This window comes from Pseudomonas sp. H3_A02 (assembly GCF_054671965.1).
Map to the genome: position 1 here is coordinate 5715751 of NZ_CP162807.1, position 18471 is coordinate 5734221.

The 18471-nt window shown below is 61.1% G+C and carries 12 protein-coding genes and 1 other RNA gene; 5 read left to right on the forward strand and 8 right to left on the reverse strand.

The annotated features are described in order from the left end of the window. Nucleotides 1-55: 55 nt before the first annotated feature. Complete coding sequence (locus tag AB4N80_RS25120) at nt 56-826, forward strand: substrate-binding periplasmic protein (RefSeq protein ID WP_354336740.1); 771 nt, start codon at nt 56-58, stop codon at nt 824-826. On the opposite strand, the gene AB4N80_RS25125 is transcribed toward AB4N80_RS25120, so the two are convergent. Continuing rightward, nucleotides 772-2520, reverse strand: a complete 1749-nt coding sequence (locus AB4N80_RS25125; RefSeq protein WP_122567911.1) for a putative bifunctional diguanylate cyclase/phosphodiesterase — start codon at nt 2518-2520, stop codon at nt 772-774. The two genes, AB4N80_RS25120 and AB4N80_RS25125, sit on opposite strands and share 55 nt — an antisense overlap. A gap of 337 nt (nt 2521-2857) precedes the next feature. Here AB4N80_RS25125 and AB4N80_RS25130 point away from each other — a divergent pair, with 337 nt between their 5' ends. Both AB4N80_RS25130 and AB4N80_RS25135 read left to right on the forward strand, forming a co-directional pair. After that, the gene (locus AB4N80_RS25130; protein WP_122567910.1) at nt 2858-3172 is read left to right on the forward strand and encodes a helix-turn-helix domain-containing protein; all 315 of its coding nucleotides are present in this window, start codon (nt 2858-2860) and stop codon (nt 3170-3172) included. Between the two features lie 198 nt (nt 3173-3370). After that, nucleotides 3371-3877: a DUF4823 domain-containing protein gene (locus AB4N80_RS25135; RefSeq protein ID WP_305483072.1), complete on the forward strand. Its 507-nt coding sequence runs from the start codon at nt 3371-3373 to the stop codon at nt 3875-3877. 180 nt (nt 3878-4057) lie between these two features. Here the strand turns inward: AB4N80_RS25135 and ffs are convergent. The 7 genes from ffs to AB4N80_RS25170 all read right to left on the reverse strand — a co-directional run bounded on the left by ffs (nt 4058) and on the right by AB4N80_RS25170 (nt 14224). Beyond that, nucleotides 4058-4154: signal recognition particle sRNA small type (ffs, locus tag AB4N80_RS25140), an RNA gene on the reverse strand. A 421-nt stretch (nt 4155-4575) separates the two neighbouring features. Further along, on the reverse strand, nt 4576-4926 hold the full coding sequence (locus AB4N80_RS25145; protein ID WP_163006828.1) for a hypothetical protein: 351 nt from the start codon (nt 4924-4926) through the stop codon (nt 4576-4578). A 160-nt stretch (nt 4927-5086) separates the two neighbouring features. Next, nucleotides 5087-6247 carry a zinc-binding metallopeptidase family protein gene (locus tag AB4N80_RS25150; protein ID WP_122567908.1) on the reverse strand — a complete coding sequence of 387 codons (1161 nt, stop codon included), beginning with the start codon at nt 6245-6247 and terminating at the stop codon, nt 5087-5089. Nucleotides 6248-6478: 231 nt separating this feature from the next. Further along, nucleotides 6479-8836, reverse strand: coding sequence for an NAD-dependent DNA ligase LigA (ligA, locus tag AB4N80_RS25155; RefSeq protein ID WP_305483069.1), 2358 nt, complete (start codon nt 8834-8836; stop codon nt 6479-6481). 134 nt (nt 8837-8970) lie between these two features. Beyond that, on the reverse strand, nt 8971-9816 hold the full coding sequence (zipA, locus tag AB4N80_RS25160) for a cell division protein ZipA (RefSeq protein ID WP_122567906.1): 846 nt from the start codon (nt 9814-9816) through the stop codon (nt 8971-8973). Between the two features lie 258 nt (nt 9817-10074). Then, nucleotides 10075-13563, reverse strand: coding sequence for a chromosome segregation protein SMC (smc, locus tag AB4N80_RS25165; RefSeq protein ID WP_460079400.1), 3489 nt, complete (start codon nt 13561-13563; stop codon nt 10075-10077). 1 nt (nt 13564) lies between these two features. Further along, nucleotides 13565-14224, reverse strand: coding sequence for a GntR family transcriptional regulator (locus AB4N80_RS25170; protein ID WP_460079403.1), 660 nt, complete (start codon nt 14222-14224; stop codon nt 13565-13567). 382 nt (nt 14225-14606) lie between these two features. Here AB4N80_RS25170 and xdhA point away from each other — a divergent pair, with 382 nt between their 5' ends. Next, entirely contained in the window at nt 14607-16061 is a 1455-nt protein-coding gene (xdhA, locus tag AB4N80_RS25175; protein WP_122567902.1) for a xanthine dehydrogenase small subunit, read from the forward strand. Next, nucleotides 16054-18453 (forward strand): xanthine dehydrogenase molybdopterin binding subunit, encoded by a 2400-nt coding sequence (xdhB, locus tag AB4N80_RS25180; protein ID WP_122567901.1) that lies wholly within the window; start codon nt 16054-16056, stop codon nt 18451-18453. Before xdhA ends, xdhB begins: the two co-directional genes overlap by 8 nt. The last annotated feature ends 18 nt before the right edge of the window (nt 18454-18471 follow it).

The following is an 18471-nucleotide window of genomic DNA, read 5'->3' on the forward strand; positions in this document are numbered from 1 at the left end:
AAGCTTGGACTTGGGACTCGGTTGTCGACACGGTTTTGTACAGTCAGGAGAGTTTATGCGCTCAGCCATGGGGGCTTTGCTGTTGTTGGGTACCGGTTGTTTTGCCGAGGAAGGCCCCTTGCGTTTCGCCATTACCGACGGTTGGGCAATGCCCCTGGTGCAGATCGAACGAGGTCGCCCGACCCAGGGCATCATTCCCGACATCATGACCAGCCTGGCGACCCAGGTAGGCAGGCCGGCGCAATTCCACGTCCTGTCCCGCGCCCGGCTCGATGGCGCCATGAAACACGGCGAAATCGACATGCGTTGCTACGTCAGCCCCGACTGGGTGAAGGACAGTGGCGATTACCTGTGGAGCATCCCGTTGTTTTTCCAGCGTGACCTGATCGTTGCCACGGCCAGCCCCCCTGTGGCGGTAACACTGGCCACGTTGCCGGAACAACCCATCGGCACGGTGCTCGGCTATACCTACCCAACCTTGCAACCCTTGTTCGACCGCAACCAACTGCACCGCGACGACGCCCGCAGCCAGGAACAAGTGCTGGCGAAACTGCTGGCCGGGCGTTATCGCTATGGGATCAGTAATCAGTGGGCACTGGACTGGTTCAATCAGCGCCATACCGAAGATCGACAACTTCATGAAGTGGCTGTGCTTCAGGAACAGCAGTTGAGCTGTTACGTGCGCGACGATCCAAACATTCCAGCACAACGCATCCTGAGGACCTTGCTGAACATGAAAACGTCCGGGGAAATCGACGCGATCATCCAGCTTTACACCGGCCGCAGTGAAGCATCGCGGGCCAGGAGCGAGACGCCCTCGCCCTGATCGACTGGCCGTTGCTGCCATTGCGACGGCGGGATGAATCCCTGCACCCAGGCCGGTATCTGTTCGGGCGGCATGGGCCGGGCGATGAAATAACCTTGTGCCACCTCGCAGCCCAGGCTCAGCAACAGTTGGCCATGCTCCAGGCTGTCCAACCCCTCGGCGACCACCTCGCGACCAAACGCCCGGGCCAAGCCGATCACCGCTTCGGTCAGCGCCAGGTCGTCACGGTCATCGAGAATGTCGCGCACGAAGGTCTTGTCGATTTTGATGGTTTGCGTACGCAGGTGCTTGAGGTCGTTGAGCGAGCAGTAGCCGGTGCCAAAACCGCCCAGGGAAAACCCCACGCCCAACGCCTGGCAGGCCTGGAGACAGGCGCTGACGTGGGCAAGGTTCTCCACGGCGACGGATTCGACAATCTGCAGATCCAACAGGCGTGGCGGCACAGCCGGATGCCGCTCCAATACCTGCCGCAGCCGCTCGACAAAATCCGCCCGCTGGAAATGCCGCGCCGAGATATTGATGCTCACCGGCCAGCCCTGCCCCGCTTGTTGCCATTGCTGCAACTGGGTCAAGACCTGTTCCATGACCCACTCGCCAATCTCGACGATCAGGTCCGTCTCCTCCACCAGAGGCAGGAACTCCCGAGGCGGCACCAGGCCACGTTGCGGATGCTTCCAGCGCAGCAGTGCCTCCAGCCCGACCACGGTGCCATGACGCATATTGACCTTGGGCTGGAAATGCAGCCGCAACTCGTTATCGGCCAGTGCCTGGCGGACCCGTTCGACAGTCTGGTAAGTGGCCCGTACCTCCTTGTCCCGGGACACATCGAACAAGTGGAAACGATTGCGACCGCTTTGTTTGACCACGTACATCGCCTGGTCGGCGTGACGCAACAAGGTCTCGGCGTCTTCGTTGTCCCATGGGAACAGCGTGACGCCAATACTGGCGAAAACCTTGATGTCCTTGCCGTCAATGGCATACGGCATGGAGACGGCGATCAACACCCGGTTCAACGCGGCATGCAACTCTTCCATCCCACGCACATGGCGCAGCACCAGTACGAACTCGTCCCCGCCCAGCCGCGCCACCACGTCCTCGCCACGCACGATGCTGCGCAGGCGCCTGGCGACCTCCACCAACAGTCGATCACCGCTGGCGTGACCATAGCCGTCATTGACTGCCTTGAAGCCATCGAGGTCGAGCATGCACACCGCCAAGGGCAGGTTTTCCGCACGGGAAAACTCCAGGGCCTGGTCCAGCAAATCCGACAGATAAGTACGATTGGGCAGCCCGGTCAGCACATCGTGACCAACCCGCCATTGTAATGAATGCAGCAAGCGACGCTTTTCGCTGACGTCGAAGCGAATCGCCAGGTAGCGCTCGATTTGGCCTGTCTCGTCGTCGATCACCGGCACCAGGGTGGTGTCGACCCAGTGCAGCGTACCGTCCTTGGCCCGGTTGCAGATTTCCCCTTTCCAGACCTGGCCCAGGGCAATGGTGCGCCACATGGCGCTGAAGAACTCGCCAGGGTGCTGGCCGGAATTGAGCAGGCGATGGTTCGCACCCAGCAACTCATCGCGCCGGTAACCAAAAAGGCTGCAAAATTGATCATTGACGTAGGTGATGCGCCCGCTCAGATCGGTCTCGGAAAAAATCGCGGCGGCGTCAACGGCCCTGCGGTACTTCTTATCCATCGAAGCAGTCATCCATGAGTCAGGCTCATTTGTCGCGCGCGGTTGCACCGCCTTCAAGACAGGCGAAAATCAACTAGGCTCAAACACTCTGAGAGAAACTGGAGCGCGGGCCCTGGCGGCGCCAAGGGAGGGCTCAGCCCTTGCCTTGTATCGTGGCAAGAACACAAGGCCCGGTCCCTGCACATACCTCGGCTTCGAAAAGCAGGTCACCAAATACCCGTGCCAAAGGCCGATTCTACGAAACACATCACATTTTGCAAAGCAAGGTGATGGATCACGCGGTTGCCTAATGCGAAAATCTATCGTTAAGTTCTTGATTCTAAATGGGAATTAAGCGATGCAAATTTCAAGTTTGGGTCCAGCCATCAGACGCTACCGCAAAGTAGCGGGGCTTACTCAGGCTGAACTTGGCGAAAAAACCGGTTTTGACCCTAAAACCATCAGCCGCTTCGAAACCGGCACCTACACCCCCAGCATCGAAGCCTTGTTCCTGCTTGCCAACGTGCTGGATGTGCAGATGAAGGCCTTTTTTGCCGACATGGCCGATGAGGACGAACAGCGGGCGTACCTGTTTGGTGTCATACATAAAGCCACCCCGAAGGACCTGGGAAAGCTGATCGCAGCGGTCGACCAGGCCTTGTCCAAGCCTTGATGCAGTGAAAGAGAAACCTGGCCTGTCGATACGAGACAGGCTGGGCTTCTCTTTGCTCGCTCGCCCAATCCCGAGGGTGACGCAAGACACAATGTCACGTTGACATCGCTTGCCACGAACCTCGACTATCAACGCGTTGATTCCTGCGTCCCCATGACGCCTACGACTCGTCGACACAATAAAATCCCAGGGAACACTGTGCATAAACTTTCGATCATTCTTGCCTCGATACTCGCCACCGGCTGTACCGCCAAATACGCGCAACAAGAGGTATTTCCCAACCCGGGAAAACTTGATCGGCAAATGCCCGTCACCATCGCCACACCGATCGACGGCCGCTACGAAACAACGCCCTACCCTGCCTCCGGCGATATGACAGCTGCCGCTGTCAAAACAGCCTTCTCTTATTACACCAACCGTGTGACGGTCATGGGCTCGTGTCGTGAATTGAGCTGCCTGAGACAGAGCAACCCTTCGGGCTACTACGTCATCCCGGAAATCCTGCATTGGGAAGAACGCGCCACGGAATGGTCGGGCCTCCCCGACAAGATTGAGGTGAAGCTCGCCATTTATGGTCCGACTGGCGCACAGCCGCTGGGGTCTGCGATCTTGTCCGGTAAAAGCAAATGGGCGACTTTCGGCGGGGATCATCCGCAGGATCTTTTACAAGAGCCGATTGCTGAGTACGTGAAGGCTCAGTACTGACGGCAGGCCGCGGTCCTGTCGATGCACAGGGCCGGCCTCCTTGTTGACGTTGACACTCGGTTGCCCTGTCTGGCCAAAGACCGGACAGCAGAACGCACCGATCGGTACCGATCAGCAAAACAACAAGAAATTTTGAATTGGCAAACCTTGCGAATGAAGGCCTGGGCGTTATGGAGGCAACCCCACCAGCCACACCCCGGCACACAATGTTCCCGCTGTGGCTGCTTCCTTCCGGATCTGACCAGGTTCACGGGTAATCGTTGCGGGGGGACCGATGGGGTCACCATAACGACGCCCGCCTGACGGCGAGCCGCGCCATTGTACCTATCTGGCAAGAAGTTACAACCGTTCGTGCCGGATAAAAAAACTGAAGAGGTTCAAGCACTTGCTGTGGGAACCCAGCTTGCCTGTGATGGCGCCGACACATTCGGCATGGGTTCTGGCTGACCAGCCGCTATCGCGAGCAAGCTCGCTCCCACAGGGGATCTGAAGCGAACACTGGATCTGTGAACACTAGAGACCCCATGTGAGAGCCGAGCTTGTTCGCAATGACGGAGGCTCATTCATCGATTCACCGCCATCGCGAGCAGGCTCGCTCCCACAGGGAACCTGTAGTGAAGTTTTAACAGACTGAACCTTTCAACCAACGACTAATGACTAACTACGACCTTAAATCATGGTTGATATTAAATAATCGGTCACGACGAAGTATTACAAACTACCACTGGACAGAACGCCCCAAACTCACCATTGGAAGCTTGCGCCCGAACTTGAACATTGAAATAGACCGGTCGGGCGCCGCCACTGACGCCTATTTCATGTCGGTACCAACCGCGCCCGTCCGGTTTCACTTGGGTTGCAGGAACAAACTGCGGCTGCCCAGTTGCCACCGCAGTGACTTTAAACGTATGAGCCGCTATCTGATCGGGCCGAGCATTATCCGAGATTTGCCAAGCCAATATAATGCTGTATTTGCTTTGTCCGGCCTGGGCAAGCCGCCGAGGCGCATTGGGAATGGTTGTCGCTTTATCCACGTCATCATGTTTCATAGTATTTTCCTTAATAAATATAGCCATCATCCATGGCGGCCTTAGGGTAAAGGAAAACTTGAATATGAAACTACTATCAAAACAAATAGCATTACTTTAACTTGGCCCAGCTCCCTTATCGAGAATCGACGATGTAATCTGGCGAACAAACACCTGCTAGTTACATCAGCACCTCATCCGCCCGACCACCCTCCTCCTGGATCACCAGATGGATGAAATGCAGCTTGGTGATCACCGCCGCGGGTACGACGAACGGATAGAAATCCGGTTGGCCCATGCTGCGGGACAATTCGTTGAGCATGCCGGCCAGCTCGATCCAGGCGTTGACGAACGAGAGGAACGCCGCACCGCCTGTGTGCTCGGCGTCGTACAAGGTTTCGGGCGGGAACGGTTGGTAGTCGAAATCCATCTCCCGGGCACTCATGCCGAAGCCCAAGGCGGTGTCCACCGCGTCCATCATGTGCAGGTAATGGGCCCAGGTTTCCGCCCAGTCCTCCCACGGGTGCATGGTGGCATAGGCGCTGACGTAGCGGGTTTGCCAATCCAGCGGCGCGCCTTGCTGGTAGTGCCGCTCCAGGGCTTCGGCGTAGCTGGCGCGCTCGTCACCGAACAGTTCGCGAAAAGCCTCGAGCCAGTGGCTGTTGGCAATCAGCCGGTCCCAATAGTAATGCCCCACCTCATGACGAAAATGCCCGAGCAAGGTGCGATACGGCTCGCGCATCTGCTGGCGCACGTATTCACGATGGGCGTCGTCCGCCTCTTTGATGTCGAGGGTGATCAGCCCGCTGGCATGGCCGGTCATTGGCGATTTGCCGTCGGGGTCGACGCCGATGAAGTCGAAAGCCAGGCCGATAGTTTCGTCGACGGTTTTGGGGATGACCGGCAAGCCGAAGGTAATCAGCTGCGCGACCAGCCGACGCTTGGCGGTCTCGACCTTGCGCCAACGCTCAGGGTTTTCCGGAATCGACAGGTCGGGGATGGTGCGATTCAGGCTGCAGGCGATGCACAGGGTATCGCGCCCATTGTCCGGCAGCAGCCAATTGCAGGCAGCCGGGGTGTCGAGGTTGGCGCAACGGCGGAACAGCCCGGCGTGCGGATCGGCATCCAGCGTCCAGGTGTCGGGCTGCTCACCGGGTTGCAAGGACGACAGGCGACTCTGCTCGGGTTGATACCCCAGGGCCGCCAGGCAGGCCAGGCATTGGCTGTTGCGAAAGAACAACGACTGGCCGCAGCGGCACGACCAGACCTTGCTGTTACGTGACCGATCGCCCAGGAACGGCGCGGCGATGCGTGAGCTCAGTTGTTCGAAGAAGCGGTACATGGCGATCTCTCCCTGGAGCCTGCAAGACTAGATCACCTTACGTTCATGATCGTTCCAAAGCGCTGCGTCATAGCGCCGATCAACCGTGGCGAGGGAGCTTGCTCCCGCTCGGCGGCGCAGCCGTCGCAAAACCGGCCAATGCGGTCCACCAGGAGGATTGGGTCGCCCCGATTGGGGCGGCTGCGCCACCCAGCGGGAGCAAGCTCCCTCGCCACAAAAAGCCGAGCACCCTCAGAGTGCGACGCCATGCCCTGTCAGGAAATCGACAAAGGCTTGTTCATCCAGCACCTTGAGCCCCAGCTCATTGGCCTTGGTCAGTTTCGAACCCGCCCCCGGCCCGGCCACCACACAATGGGTTTTCGCCGACACGGAACCGGCGACCTTCGCCCCCAGGCTCTCCAGCTTGTCCTTGGCAACGTCGCGACTCATCAGCTCCAGCGAACCGGTCAGCACCCAGGTGTGCCCTGCTTCGGGCAAGCCTTCGACGACTTTCCTCTCGCTTTGCCAATGCATACCGAAATCGCGCAACTGTTGTTCCGCTGCTTCGGCCTGCTGACGGTTGGCAGCAATGGCGAAAAACTCGCGTACGGCGTTGGCCTGCTTTTCCGGCAGCGCCTGGCGCATGTCCAGCCAGTCGGCGCTCATCACCCCTTCGAGGGAGCCGAACTTGTCCGCCAGTTTCTGCGCCCCGCCCGGTCCGACCGAAGGAATGTGCAGCTTGTCGAGAAAGCCGCCCAGGGTAGTGCTGGCGGAGAACTCGGCGCCCAACTCGCCCTGATCCTGGATCTCAAGACCGTGACGCAGCAGGTCCTTGATCACCTGGCGATTGTGCGGGTCTTCGAAGAAGCTGTGGATCTCGTGGGCGACTTCCAGGCCGACGTCAGGCAAGTACGTGAGCACCTGGGGCAACGCCGCCTGCACGCGCTCCAGCGAACCGAGGGAGCGGGCCAGGACCTTGGCGGTCTCCTCGCCCACGTCCGGGATGCCAAGGGCATAGATGAAACGCGCCAGGCTCGGTTTTTTGCTGTCGACGATGGCGGCCAGCAGGTTCTTGCTCGACAGTTCGGCGAAGCCTTCCAGGTCGACCACCTGTTCGAAGGTCAGGGCATACAGATCGGCAGGCGAACCCACCAACCCCTCATCCACCAGTTGCTCGACGCTCTTCTCGCCCAGGCCTTCGATGTCCATGGCCCGACGCGAGACGAAATGGATAATCGCCTGCTTGAGCTGCGCGCCACAGGCCAGGCGACCAACGCAGCGGTACACCGCACCTTCGCTGACGGTTTCACGGCCCTTGCTGCGTTTGATCAATTGCGTGCGCTCGACGTGGGAGCCGCAGACCGGGCATTGCTGGGGTACTTCCACCGGGCGGGCGTTTTCCGGGCGGCGCTCGGTGACGACCTGCACCACCTGCGGGATCACATCCCCGGCGCGACGGATGATCACCGTGTCGCCAATCATCACGCCCAGGCGCGCCACTTCGTCCATGTTGTGCAAGGTGGCGTTGGCCACGGTCACGCCAGCGACTTTTACCGGTTTGAGACGGGCCACAGGGGTCACCGCCCCCGTGCGGCCGACCTGGAACTCGACGTCGAGCAACTCGGTGAGTTCTTCAGTGGCGGGAAACTTGTGGGCGATGGCCCAACGCGGTTCCCGAGCGCGGAAACCGAGCTCGCGCTGCGAGGCGATGCTGTTGACCTTGAACACCACACCGTCGATCTCGTAGGGCAGCGCGTTGCGTCGCTCGCCGATGTCACGGTAGTAATCCAGGCATTCATCGATGCCGTGGGCCAGCTTCAACTCACGGCTGATGGGCATGCCCCAGGCCTTGAGTTGCTTGAGATTGCCTATATGGGTGTCGGCGATGTCCGACGTCACCTGGCCGATGCCGTAGCAACAGAACTCCAGGGGACGGTTGGCCGTGATCCTGGAATCGAGCTGACGCAGGCTGCCGGCCGCCGCGTTGCGCGGGTTGGCAAACGTCTTGCCGCCCACCTCCAACTGCGTGGCGTTGAGACGCTCGAAGCCGGCCTTGGACATGTACACCTCGCCGCGCACTTCCAGCAGCGGTGGCCAACCAGTGCCTTGCAACTTGAGGGGAATGTTGCGCACGGTGCGCACATTGACGCTGATGTCCTCGCCCGTGGTGCCGTCACCGCGGGTGGCACCACGCACCAGCATGCCGTCCTGATACAACAGGCTGACCGCCAGGCCATCGAGCTTCGGCTCGCAGCTGTATTCCACCGCCGCGCCACCACCCAGCAAATCGCCCATGGGCAGGTCGAGACCTTCCGTCACCCGGCGGTCGAATTCACGCATGGTGGTTTCATCGAAGGCGTTGCCCAGGCTGAGCATCGGGATCTCATGGCGCACCTGGCTGAACGCCGACAGCGCCACGCTGCCGACCCGCTGGGTCGGGGAATCGCTGGTGACCAGTTCCGGGTGCTGCTCTTCCAGGGCCTTGAGCTCGTGGAACAGACGGTCGTACTCGGCGTCCGGGATGCTCGGTTCATCGAGGACGTGGTAACGGTAGTTGTGCTGGTCCAGCTCGGTGCGCAGCTGTTGGATGCGGGATTCGACGGCATTCATGGGGTGTTCTCTCATAAAGCAAAAGAGCAGCCTGGGCTGCTCATTTTTTCAAGACTTTTTTGGGGGGGCTTCGCCCCCAGCGGGAGCAAGCTCCCTCGCCACAAAAAGCCCTAGCCATAAAGACTCTGGCGACTTTAGCGCTTCTGCGTCAGTGCCCGGCGCTCGAATTCGACGATGCGCTGGCGGTAATGCTCGATGGTCTGGGCGGTCAGCACGCTGCGCTGGTCATCCTTCAGTTCGCCATTGAGCTCCTGGGACAGCTTGCGAGCCGCGGCCACCATCACGTCGAAGGCCTGTTTGGGATGACGCGGGCCAGGCAGGCCGAGGAAGAAGCTCACCGCCGGCGTGCTGAAATGATCGATGTCGTCCAGATCGAACACACCAGGCTTGACCGCGTTGGCCATGGAGAACAGCACCTCGCCGTTGCCGGCCATGCTTTCGTGACGGTGAAAAATGTCCATCTCGCCGAAACGCAGGCCGCTTTCGAGGATGTTCTGCAGCAACGCCGGGCCCTTGAAGCCGGCCGGGTCGCGGCAGATGACGCTGATCACCAGCACTTCTTCAGCCTGGGCCTGGTCCTTGTCGACGCTCGGGGTCTTGCTCTCGTCCGGGAAGTCGCCGTCGCGACTGCTGAAGCTCGGCCCGCCATCCAAGTCGAGGTTCAGGTTCAAATCACCCTGGGACGGCTCGCTGTTGCGCTTGCCGCGCTTGGAACCTGTCTCCCGTGGCTCACGGGCAGGCGCGCTCATCGACGGCAAGTCGTGTTCATCCAGCTGCGGCTCCTTGTGGGTGTCCAGCACCCGCGGCGGGCCCAGCAGTTCGGCGCTGTCATCCTCATCGGGCAGGTTCGACAGGCTGCGATCCAGGCGAAACTTCAGTTTCCCCTTGCCGCCGCGCATGCGACGCCAGCCGTCGAAAAGAATACCGGCAATGACAATGATGCCGATGACGATCAGCCACTCGCGCAGACCGATTTCCATGTAATCCCGTGCCTCTATAAAAATGCTGAAAAATAAGGGGCTTAGCTATTTGCAAACCGCTTTAAAACGTGGCGCCAACTCTATGTTCTGAATGGCGTTTTGCCCACGCATACGAAAAATTGACATTAAACTAGCACGACCAAAGATAACTTTACACCGTCTGTCGCATAGGCTTGTGCCCAATCTGTGAATTGAACATCAGCCACCCGGGTAAAAAATACCTACAGCGTTCGAAGCAGAAGCCCTACAACCGGTTCTTCAGGCATCCACCAGAGCCATGGCCTCCTCCACATCCACCGCCACCAGTCGCGAACAGCCCGGCTCGTGCATGGTCACCCCCATCAACTGATCGGCCATTTCCATGGCGATCTTGTTGTGGGTGATGTAGATGAACTGCACCGTTTCAGACATCTCCTTCACCAGCCGTGCGTAACGGCCTACGTTGGCGTCGTCCAATGGCGCGTCGACTTCGTCGAGCATGCAGAACGGCGCCGGGTTCAATTTGAAAATGGCAAAGACCAGGGCCAGCGCTGTCAGCGCCTTTTCGCCGCCGGAGAGCAAATGGATGGTGCTGTTCTTCTTGCCAGGAGGACGCGCCATGATTGTCACCCCTGTATCGAGTAAATCTTCGCCCGTCAGTTCCAAGTAGGCGCTGCCACCACCGAAAACTTTTGGAAAAAGTGCCTGCAAACCGCCGTTGATCTGATCAAAGGTATCCTTGAAGCGGTTGCGGGTTTCCTTGTCGATCTTGCGGATGACGTTTTCCAGGGTCTCCAGCGCTTCCACCAGATCATCGTTCTGGGCGTCCAGGTAGCGCTTGCGCTCGGACTGCTGCTGGTACTCGTCGATGGCCGCCAGGTTGATTGCCCCCAGGCGCTGGATGCGCTGGGCAATGCGTTCCAGTTCTTCCTCGGCATCCTTCTCGTTCGCTCCGGCCACCAGGGTGGCGAGCACGCCATCGAGGTCGTAGCCGTCTTCCAGCAACTGGTCCTGCAAGGCTTTGCGCCGCACCGTCAGGGCTTGCCACTCCATGCGTTGCTGTTCCATCTGGCCGCGGATCAGTTGGGATTGCTGCTCGGCCTGGCTGCGGCGCTTTTCGGCGTCGCGCAGTTCGCGGTCGGCGTCCTCCAAGGCGATCTGCGCGGTCTTGAGTTCTTCGTCGACGCTCATGCGCTTGTCGAGCAACTCCTCAAGCTTGAGACGCAGCTCTTCCAGCGGCGCCTCGCCCTCCTCCAGATTGAGGCTCAACTGCTCGCGTTTTTCGGTCAGGCGCTCGGACTGCATTTCCAGCCGTTCCAAGGCCTGGCGCGTGGAATCGTGCTGGGCCTTGAGCGAGCCCAGGCGCACCGCCAACTGATGGGCATGGTCCTTGTGCTGGCGCGCTTCCTGGCGCACCCGGTCCAGGCGCTCACGCAAGCTGTCACGCTGGGCCAGCAGCAACTCGCGCTGCTCGGTGTCCAGCGCCATGGCATCGAGGGCTTCTTGCAGTTGCAAGCGCGCCTCGCCGATCTGTTCGTGCTCCAGCGCCCGCTGCTCGCCCAGTTCGGCGATCTCTTCATCGAGGCGGGTGCGGCGCAGCGCCAGTTGTTCAACCTTGGCCTTGCCGGCCGACAACTGCGCCTTGAGCTCGCCTTGCTGGCGCGCTTCATCCTGCAACAGCCGCCGCAGGTGCTCGCGGCCGTTCTCCTGCTGACGCTGTTGCGCCCGCAGGTTTTGCAATTCGGTTTCCAGGGCTTCGACGCTGGCCTCACGCTCTTCGCGCTCGGCGCCCAGGCGCTGAATTTCCTGGCCGCGGGCGAGCATGCCGCTTTCGGCTTCGCTGGCCCGGCGCACCCGCAGGAAATGCCGGCCAACCCAATACCCGTCACGACTGATCAGGCTTTCGCCGGCCGCCAATTGCCCACGCAGGGCCAAGGCCTGTTCAAGGCTGTCCACCGGTTTGACCTGCCCGAGCCAGGGCGACAGGTCGACCTGAGCCTCGACCTTGTCCAGCAAGCTGCCGGGGATTCGCACGCCGTCGCCGGCCGGGCTGAGCAGACGCAGATCGCCCTGGGTGAAGCCCGACAGGTCGAAGCCGCCGAAGTCATCCACCAGCACCGCTTGCAGGTCGGCCCCCAGCACGGTTTCCACCGCCAGCTCCCAACCGGCATCGACCTTCAGGCCCTCGGCCAGTCGCGGACGCTCGGCCAAGTGCTGGTCGCGCAGCCATTCGGCGGCGCCAGTGCCCGGATCCAGCGCCGCTTGCTGCAAGGCCTCCAGCGAAGCCAGGCGCCCATTGAGCCGCTGCAACTCACCCTGGCCCTGCTGCTGGTTCTGCAAGGCCAATTGCAAGGCCTGGCGCAGTTGCTCGAGGCGTTCGACTTGGGCGTCTTCGCTGGCCTGCAGGTCTTCGAGGGTGGCTTCGCTGGTCGCCAGCTGCTCGCTCAGTTCCAGGATCGCGGCGTCTTCCGGGTCCGCCGCGAGCAACGCGCGTTCTTCGGACAAGCGGCGCTGACGTTCGGCCAGGCGCTCCATGCTGCTTTCCAACTGCTGGATGCGCGACTGCTGGACTTCAGCCTGACGCCGCGGCTCGGCCGAGGTCAGGTTGAAACTGTCCCACTGCTCTTGCCAGCCATGCATGGTCAGTTCGGCTTCTTCCAGGGCCGCGGCAGCCTCTTCGGCGGCGGCGCTGGTGATTTCCTGCTCCGGCGTCAGCCTGTCCAGCTCTTCGCCGAGGGTCAACAGCAGGGTGCGGTCGTGGCCCAGGTGCGATTCGGTTTCCAGGCGCGCCCGCTCGGCTTCCTTCAAATCATCCTGCAACTGCCGCAGCCGTTGCTGCCCATGCTGGATGCTCTGCTCGACCCGGGCGATGTCACCCCCCACGGAATAGAAGCGCCCTTGCACCAGATTGAAGCGCTCGGACAGATCATGGTGGCCGTCGCGCAGGCGCTCGATGGCGGCGTCTGCATTACGCTGCTCGGCCACCAGGGCTTCGAAGCTGACTTCCTGGTTGCCGATGATCGCCTCACGCTGGCCGACCTGCTCGTTCAACGCCTGCCAGCGCAGGGCCGACAGTTGGGCCTTGAGCTGGCGCTCCTCGCCCTTGTATTCCTGGTACTTTTTCGCGGCCTCGGCCTGACGGTGCAGACGTTCAAGCTGGCGTTCGAGTTCTTCGCGCAGATCGGTCAGGCGTGCCAGGTTTTCGTGAGTGCGACGAATGCGGTTTTCGGTCTCGCGCCGTCGCTCCTTGTATTTGGAAATACCGGCGGCTTCTTCGATGAAATTGCGCAGGTCTTCGGGCTTGGCTTCGATCAGCTTGGAGATCATGCCCTGTTCGATGATCGAGTAGCTGCGCGGGCCCAGGCCGGTGCCGAGGAAAATGTCGGTGATGTCGCGACGCCGGCACTTGGTACCGTTGAGGAAATAGCTGTTCTGGCTGTCGCGGGTCACTTTGCGACGAATGGAGATTTCCGCATAGGCCGCGTATTCGCCCACCAGGGTGCCGTCGGAGTTATCGAACACCAGCTCGATGCTCGCCTGGCTCACCGGCTTGCGACTGGTGGAGCCGTTGAAGATGACGTCGGTCATCGACTCGCCGCGCAGGTTCTTGGCCGAACTTTCGCCCATCACCCAGCGCACTGCGTCGATGATGTTCGACTTGCCGCAACCATTGGGCCCGACCACCGCCGCCATGTTACTGGGGAAGTTCACCGTGGTCGGGTCGACGAAGGATTTGAACCCCGCCAACTTGATGCACTTGAGCCGCACGTCAGGCCGCCGTCAGGGCAGCAACCACCAGATCGCAACTGCGCTGGGCGTAAGCCGTGAGCACGATGCGGATCTGCGGCAAATCACGGGCCAGCACGGCGGCGAGCAGGCGCTGGAACAGGTCGAGGAATTCGCTCATTTCCGCCTTGCGCTGCTCCAGGGCCAGGAAATAGGCGCGGCTCATGGCCGGTTGCAGGTTCTCGACGGTTTCCTGCAGGTACGGGTTGTTGGCAAACGGATAGGCGGCGCGCATCACGCTGAAGCTTTCATCGACGAAAGTGCGAATGTCCTGGTGTGCGTAGGCGTCCTTGAGACGCTGCTGGATCGCCACGAACGGCGCCATGTCGGCCTGTTCTTTCCAACCATGGGCCACGGCGTTGCCCAGCAGGATGTACAGCTCGCTCATCAACGCGCAGAGGCTGCGCACCTTGTGCTCGGTGAGTTCGGTGACGTGGGCGCCACGGCGCGGCAGGATCGCGATCAAATGGCGTCGCTCCAGGATCAGCAAGGCCTCGCGGACCGAGCCGCGGCTGACGTTGAGCGCCAGCGTGACCTTCTGCTCCTGGATGCGCTCTCCCGGTTTCATTTCGCCGCGAATGATGCGTTCGGCGAGGTGATGGGCGATTTGCTCGGCGAGGCTGTCCGGGGCCTTGAACGTCATGGTTGTCCTTCAAACTCTTCGATTTGCACAAGCGGCGCAGTGTAGCGCACTCAATACGTCATGGCGCAGGGCCTGTAGCGGGTTTTTGGCACGATTCAAGCAAAAAAGTTTGAGCCTTCACCTTGAAACCAAACCTGTGGAAGAACCTGTGGGAGCGAGCTTGCTCGCGATAGCGGTCTGTCAGCTTGCATCCATACTGAATGTACCGCCGTCATCGCGAGCAAGCTCGGCTCCAACAGGGTTCTACAGTGTCCATAGATGGTTGTTTATCGACTAGACGGATTTTCTTGACCCTTAAGTCAGAAAATCGTTGACCGAAAAGTCAGACCTGATAAATTCAGGCTCACGTCGATACAACAATAATGAGTCTGCGAGGCCTTCCGTGATCCAGTTTTTACTCAACCAGGAACTCCGTAGCGAGCACGCCCTGGACCCGAACCTGACCGTGCTCAACTATTTGCGCGAACACGTTGGTAAACCAGGCACCAAGGAAGGCTGCGCTAGTGGCGACTGTGGTGCGTGCACCGTGGTGGTGGGCGAATTGGAAACGGACGCGAATGGCCGCGAACGCATTCGCTACCGCAGCCTCAATTCGTGCCTGACCTTCGTCTCGTCCCTGCACGGCAAGCAACTGATCAGCGTCGAAGACCTCAAGCACCAGGGCCAATTGCACAGCGTCCAGCAAGCCATGGTCGATTGCCACGGTTCGCAGTGCGGCTTCTGCACACCGGGCTTCGTCATGTCGCTGTTCGCCCTGCAAAAAAACAGCGAACAACCCGACGCCCACCAGGCCCACGAAGCCCTGGCCGGCAACCTGTGCCGTTGCACCGGCTATCGGCCGATCCTGGCCGCCGCCGAGCAGGCCTGCTGTGACAAGCCAGCGGACCAGTTCGACGCCCGCGAGGCCGAGACCATCGCCCGCCTCAAAGCCATCGCCCCGACCGAGACTGGCGAGCTCAACAGCGGCGACAAACGCTGCCTGGTGCCACTGACCGTGGCCGACCTGGCCGACCTCTACGACGCTTATCCCCAGGCGCGCCTGTTGGCCGGCGGCACCGACCTGGCCCTGGAAGTCACCCAGTTCCACCGCACCCTGCCGGTGATGATCTACGTGGGCAACGTCGCCGAACTCAAGCGTGTCGAACGCTTTGACGATCGCCTGGAGATCGGCGCCGCCACGGCGCTGTCCGATTGCTACGGGGCCCTGAAAGCCGAATACCCGGACTTTGGCGAATTGCTGCAACGCTTTGCCTCGCTGCAGATCCGCAACCAGGGCACCCTGGGCGGCAACATCGGCAATGCCTCGCCGATTGGCGACTCGCCGCCCCTGCTGATCGCCCTCGGTGCGCAGATTGTGCTGTGCAAGGGCCAGACCCGTCGCACCCTGGCCCTGGAAGACTATTTCATCGACTACCGGGTCACCGCCCGCCAGGAAAGCGAATTCATCGAAAAAATCATCGTGCCCCGGGCCAGTGCCGAACAGGCGTTCCGCGCCTACAAGGTGTCCAAGCGTCTGGACGATGATATTTCCGCGGTGTGCGCGGCGTTCAACCTGCGCATCGACAACGGCGTGGTCCGCGATGCCCGCGTGGCCTTCGGCGGCATGGCCGCCACACCGAAACGCGCCAAGCATTGTGAAGCCGTATTGATCGGTGCGCCGTGGACCGACAGCACCGTCGAACGCGCCTGTATCGCCCTGGCCGAGGACTTCACACCGCTGTCGGATTTCCGCGCCAGCAAGGAATACCGACTGCTCAGTGCCCGCAACCTGTTGCGCAAATACTTCATCGAACTGCAAACGCCGCACATCGAGACTCGGGTGACCGCTTATGTCTAACCATCACGCCGTAGAGAAGACCCAAGCCGAACTGGCCGAGCTGTTCGCCCGCGACCTCACCACTGGCGTGGGCCGCAGCGTCAAGCATGACAGCGCCGCCAAGCATGTGTCCGGCGAGGCGCAGTACATCGATGACCGCCTGGAATTCCCGAACCAGTTGCACGTCTATGCCCGGCTTTCGGACCGCGCCCACGCCCGGATCATCCGCATCGATACCGCGCCCTGCTACGCCTTCGAAGGCGTGCGCATCGCCATTACCCATGCAGACATCCCGGGGCTGAAGGACATCGGCCCGCTGTTGCCCGGCGACCCGCTGCTGGCCATCGATGATGTGCAGTTCGTCGGCCAACCGGTGCTGGCCGTCGCCGCCAAGGATCTTGAGACGGCACGCAAGGCGGCCATGGCCGCAATCATCGAATACGAAGACCTGGAACCGGTGCTGGACGTGGTCGAGGCCTTGCGCAAGCGGCATTTCGTGCTCGACAGCCACACCCACCAGCGCGGCGATTCGACCACAGCGCTGGCAAGCGCCGAACATCGCATTCAAGGCTCGCTGCACATCGGCGGCCAGGAGCATTTTTACCTGGAAACCCAGATTTCCTCGGTGATGCCCACCGAAGACGGCGGCATGATCGTCTACTGCTCGACCCAGAACCCCACCGAAGTGCAGAAACTGGTGGCCGAGGTGCTGGGCGTGTCGATGAACAAGGTCGTGGTGGACATGCGCCGCATGGGCGGCGGCTTTGGCGGCAAGGAAACCCAGGCCGCCAGCCCCGCGTGCCTGTGTGCGGTCATCGCACACCTCACCGGTCAGCCAACCAAGATGCGCCTGCCCCGCGTGGAAGACATGCTGATGACCGGCAAGCGCCATCCCTTCTACATCGAATACGACGTGGGTTTCGACAGCACCGGACGCCTGCAAGGCATCGCCTTGGAACTGGCCGGCAACTGCGGTTGCTCGCCGGACTTGTCGGCCTCGATTGTCGACCGGGCGATGTTCCACGCCGACAACGCCTATTACCTGGGCAATGCGACCATCAACGGCCACCGCTGCAAGACCAACACCGCGTCTAACACCGCTTACCGGGGTTTCGGCGGCCCCCAAGGCATGGTCGCCATCGAAGAGGTGATGGATGCCATTGCCCGGCACCTGGGGCTCGATCCGCTGGCGGTGCGCAAGGCCAACTATTACGGCAAGACCGAACGCAACGTCACCCATTACTACCAGACCGTCGAGCACAACATGCTCGAGGAAATGACCGCCGAGCTTGAACAAAGTAGCCAGTACACCGAGCGCCGTGAAGCGATCCGTCGCTACAACGCAGGCAGCCCGATCCTGAAAAAAGGCCTGGCGCTGACACCGGTGAAATTCGGCATTTCGTTCACCGCCAGCTTCCTCAACCAGGCCGGCGCCTTGATCCATGTCTACACCGACGGCAGCATCCACCTCAACCACGGCGGCACCGAAATGGGCCAGGGCCTGAACACCAAGGTCGCTCAGGTGGTGGCCGAGGTGTTCCAGGTGGAAATGGACCGCGTGCAGATCACCGCGACCAACACCGACAAGGTGCCGAATACCTCGCCCACCGCGGCCTCCAGCGGCGCCGACCTGAACGGCAAGGCGGCACAGAATGCCGCCGAAACCATCAAGCGGCGCCTGGTGGAGTTCGCTGCGCGGCAGTACAAGGTCAGCGAAGAAGACGTGGAATTCCACAACGGCCATGTGCGGGTGCGCGATCACATCCTGACGTTCGAGGCCCTGGTTCAGCAGGCGTATTTCGCCCAGGTCTCGCTGTCGAGCACCGGCTTCTACAAGACCCCGAAAATCTACTACGACCGCAGCCAGGCCCGTGGCCGGCCGTTCTATTACTACGCCTATGGCGCGGCCTGTGCCGAGGTGATCGTCGACACCCTCACCGGCGAGTACAAGATGCTGCGCACCGACATCCTCCACGACGTCGGTGCCTCGCTGAACCCGGCCATCGACATCGGCCAGGTCGAGGGCGGCTTCATCCAGGGCATGGGCTGGCTGACCATGGAAGAGCTGGTGTGGAACGACAAGGGCAAGCTGATGACCAACGGTCCGGCCAGCTACAAGATCCCCGCCGTAGCCGACATGCCCCTGGATCTGCGGGTCAAGCTGGTGGAAAACCGCAAGAACCCCGAAGACACCGTGTTTCACTCCAAGGCCGTGGGCGAACCGCCGTTCATGCTCGGCATCGCCGCGTGGTGCGCCATCAAGGACGCCGTGGCGAGCCTGGGGGATTACCGGCACCAACCGAACATCGATGCGCCAGCGACACCGGAGCGGGTGTTGTGGGGGTGTGAGCAGATGCGGGGGCTAAAAGCGCTCAAGGCCGAGAAGGCTGAAGCCGAAGTGGCTTCGCTCTAGACCGCGGCGCGGCCATCG

What these genes read in the sequence shown, in the direction of transcription:
- AB4N80_RS25150 (WP_122567908.1), bottom strand. Translation starts at nt 6,247, where the DNA reads ATGTACCGCTTCTTCGAACAACTGAGCTCACGCATCGCCGCGCCGTTC.
- ligA (WP_305483069.1), bottom strand. Translation starts at nt 8,836, where the DNA reads ATGAATGCCGTCGAATCCCGCATCCAACAGCTGCGCACCGAGCTGGAC.
- AB4N80_RS25145 (WP_163006828.1), bottom strand. Translation starts at nt 4,926, where the DNA reads ATGAAACATGATGACGTGGATAAAGCGACAACCATTCCCAATGCGCCT.
- AB4N80_RS25125 (WP_122567911.1), bottom strand. Translation starts at nt 2,520, where the DNA reads ATGGATAAGAAGTACCGCAGGGCCGTTGACGCCGCCGCGATTTTTTCC.
- zipA (WP_122567906.1), bottom strand. Translation starts at nt 9,816, where the DNA reads ATGGAAATCGGTCTGCGCGAGTGGCTGATCGTCATCGGCATCATTGTC.
- AB4N80_RS25120 (WP_354336740.1), top strand. Translation starts at nt 56, where the DNA reads ATGCGCTCAGCCATGGGGGCTTTGCTGTTGTTGGGTACCGGTTGTTTT.
- AB4N80_RS25170 (WP_460079403.1), bottom strand. Translation starts at nt 14,224, where the DNA reads ATGACGTTCAAGGCCCCGGACAGCCTCGCCGAGCAAATCGCCCATCAC.
- AB4N80_RS25130 (WP_122567910.1), top strand. Translation starts at nt 2,858, where the DNA reads ATGCAAATTTCAAGTTTGGGTCCAGCCATCAGACGCTACCGCAAAGTA.
- xdhB (WP_122567901.1), top strand. Translation starts at nt 16,054, where the DNA reads ATGTCTAACCATCACGCCGTAGAGAAGACCCAAGCCGAACTGGCCGAG.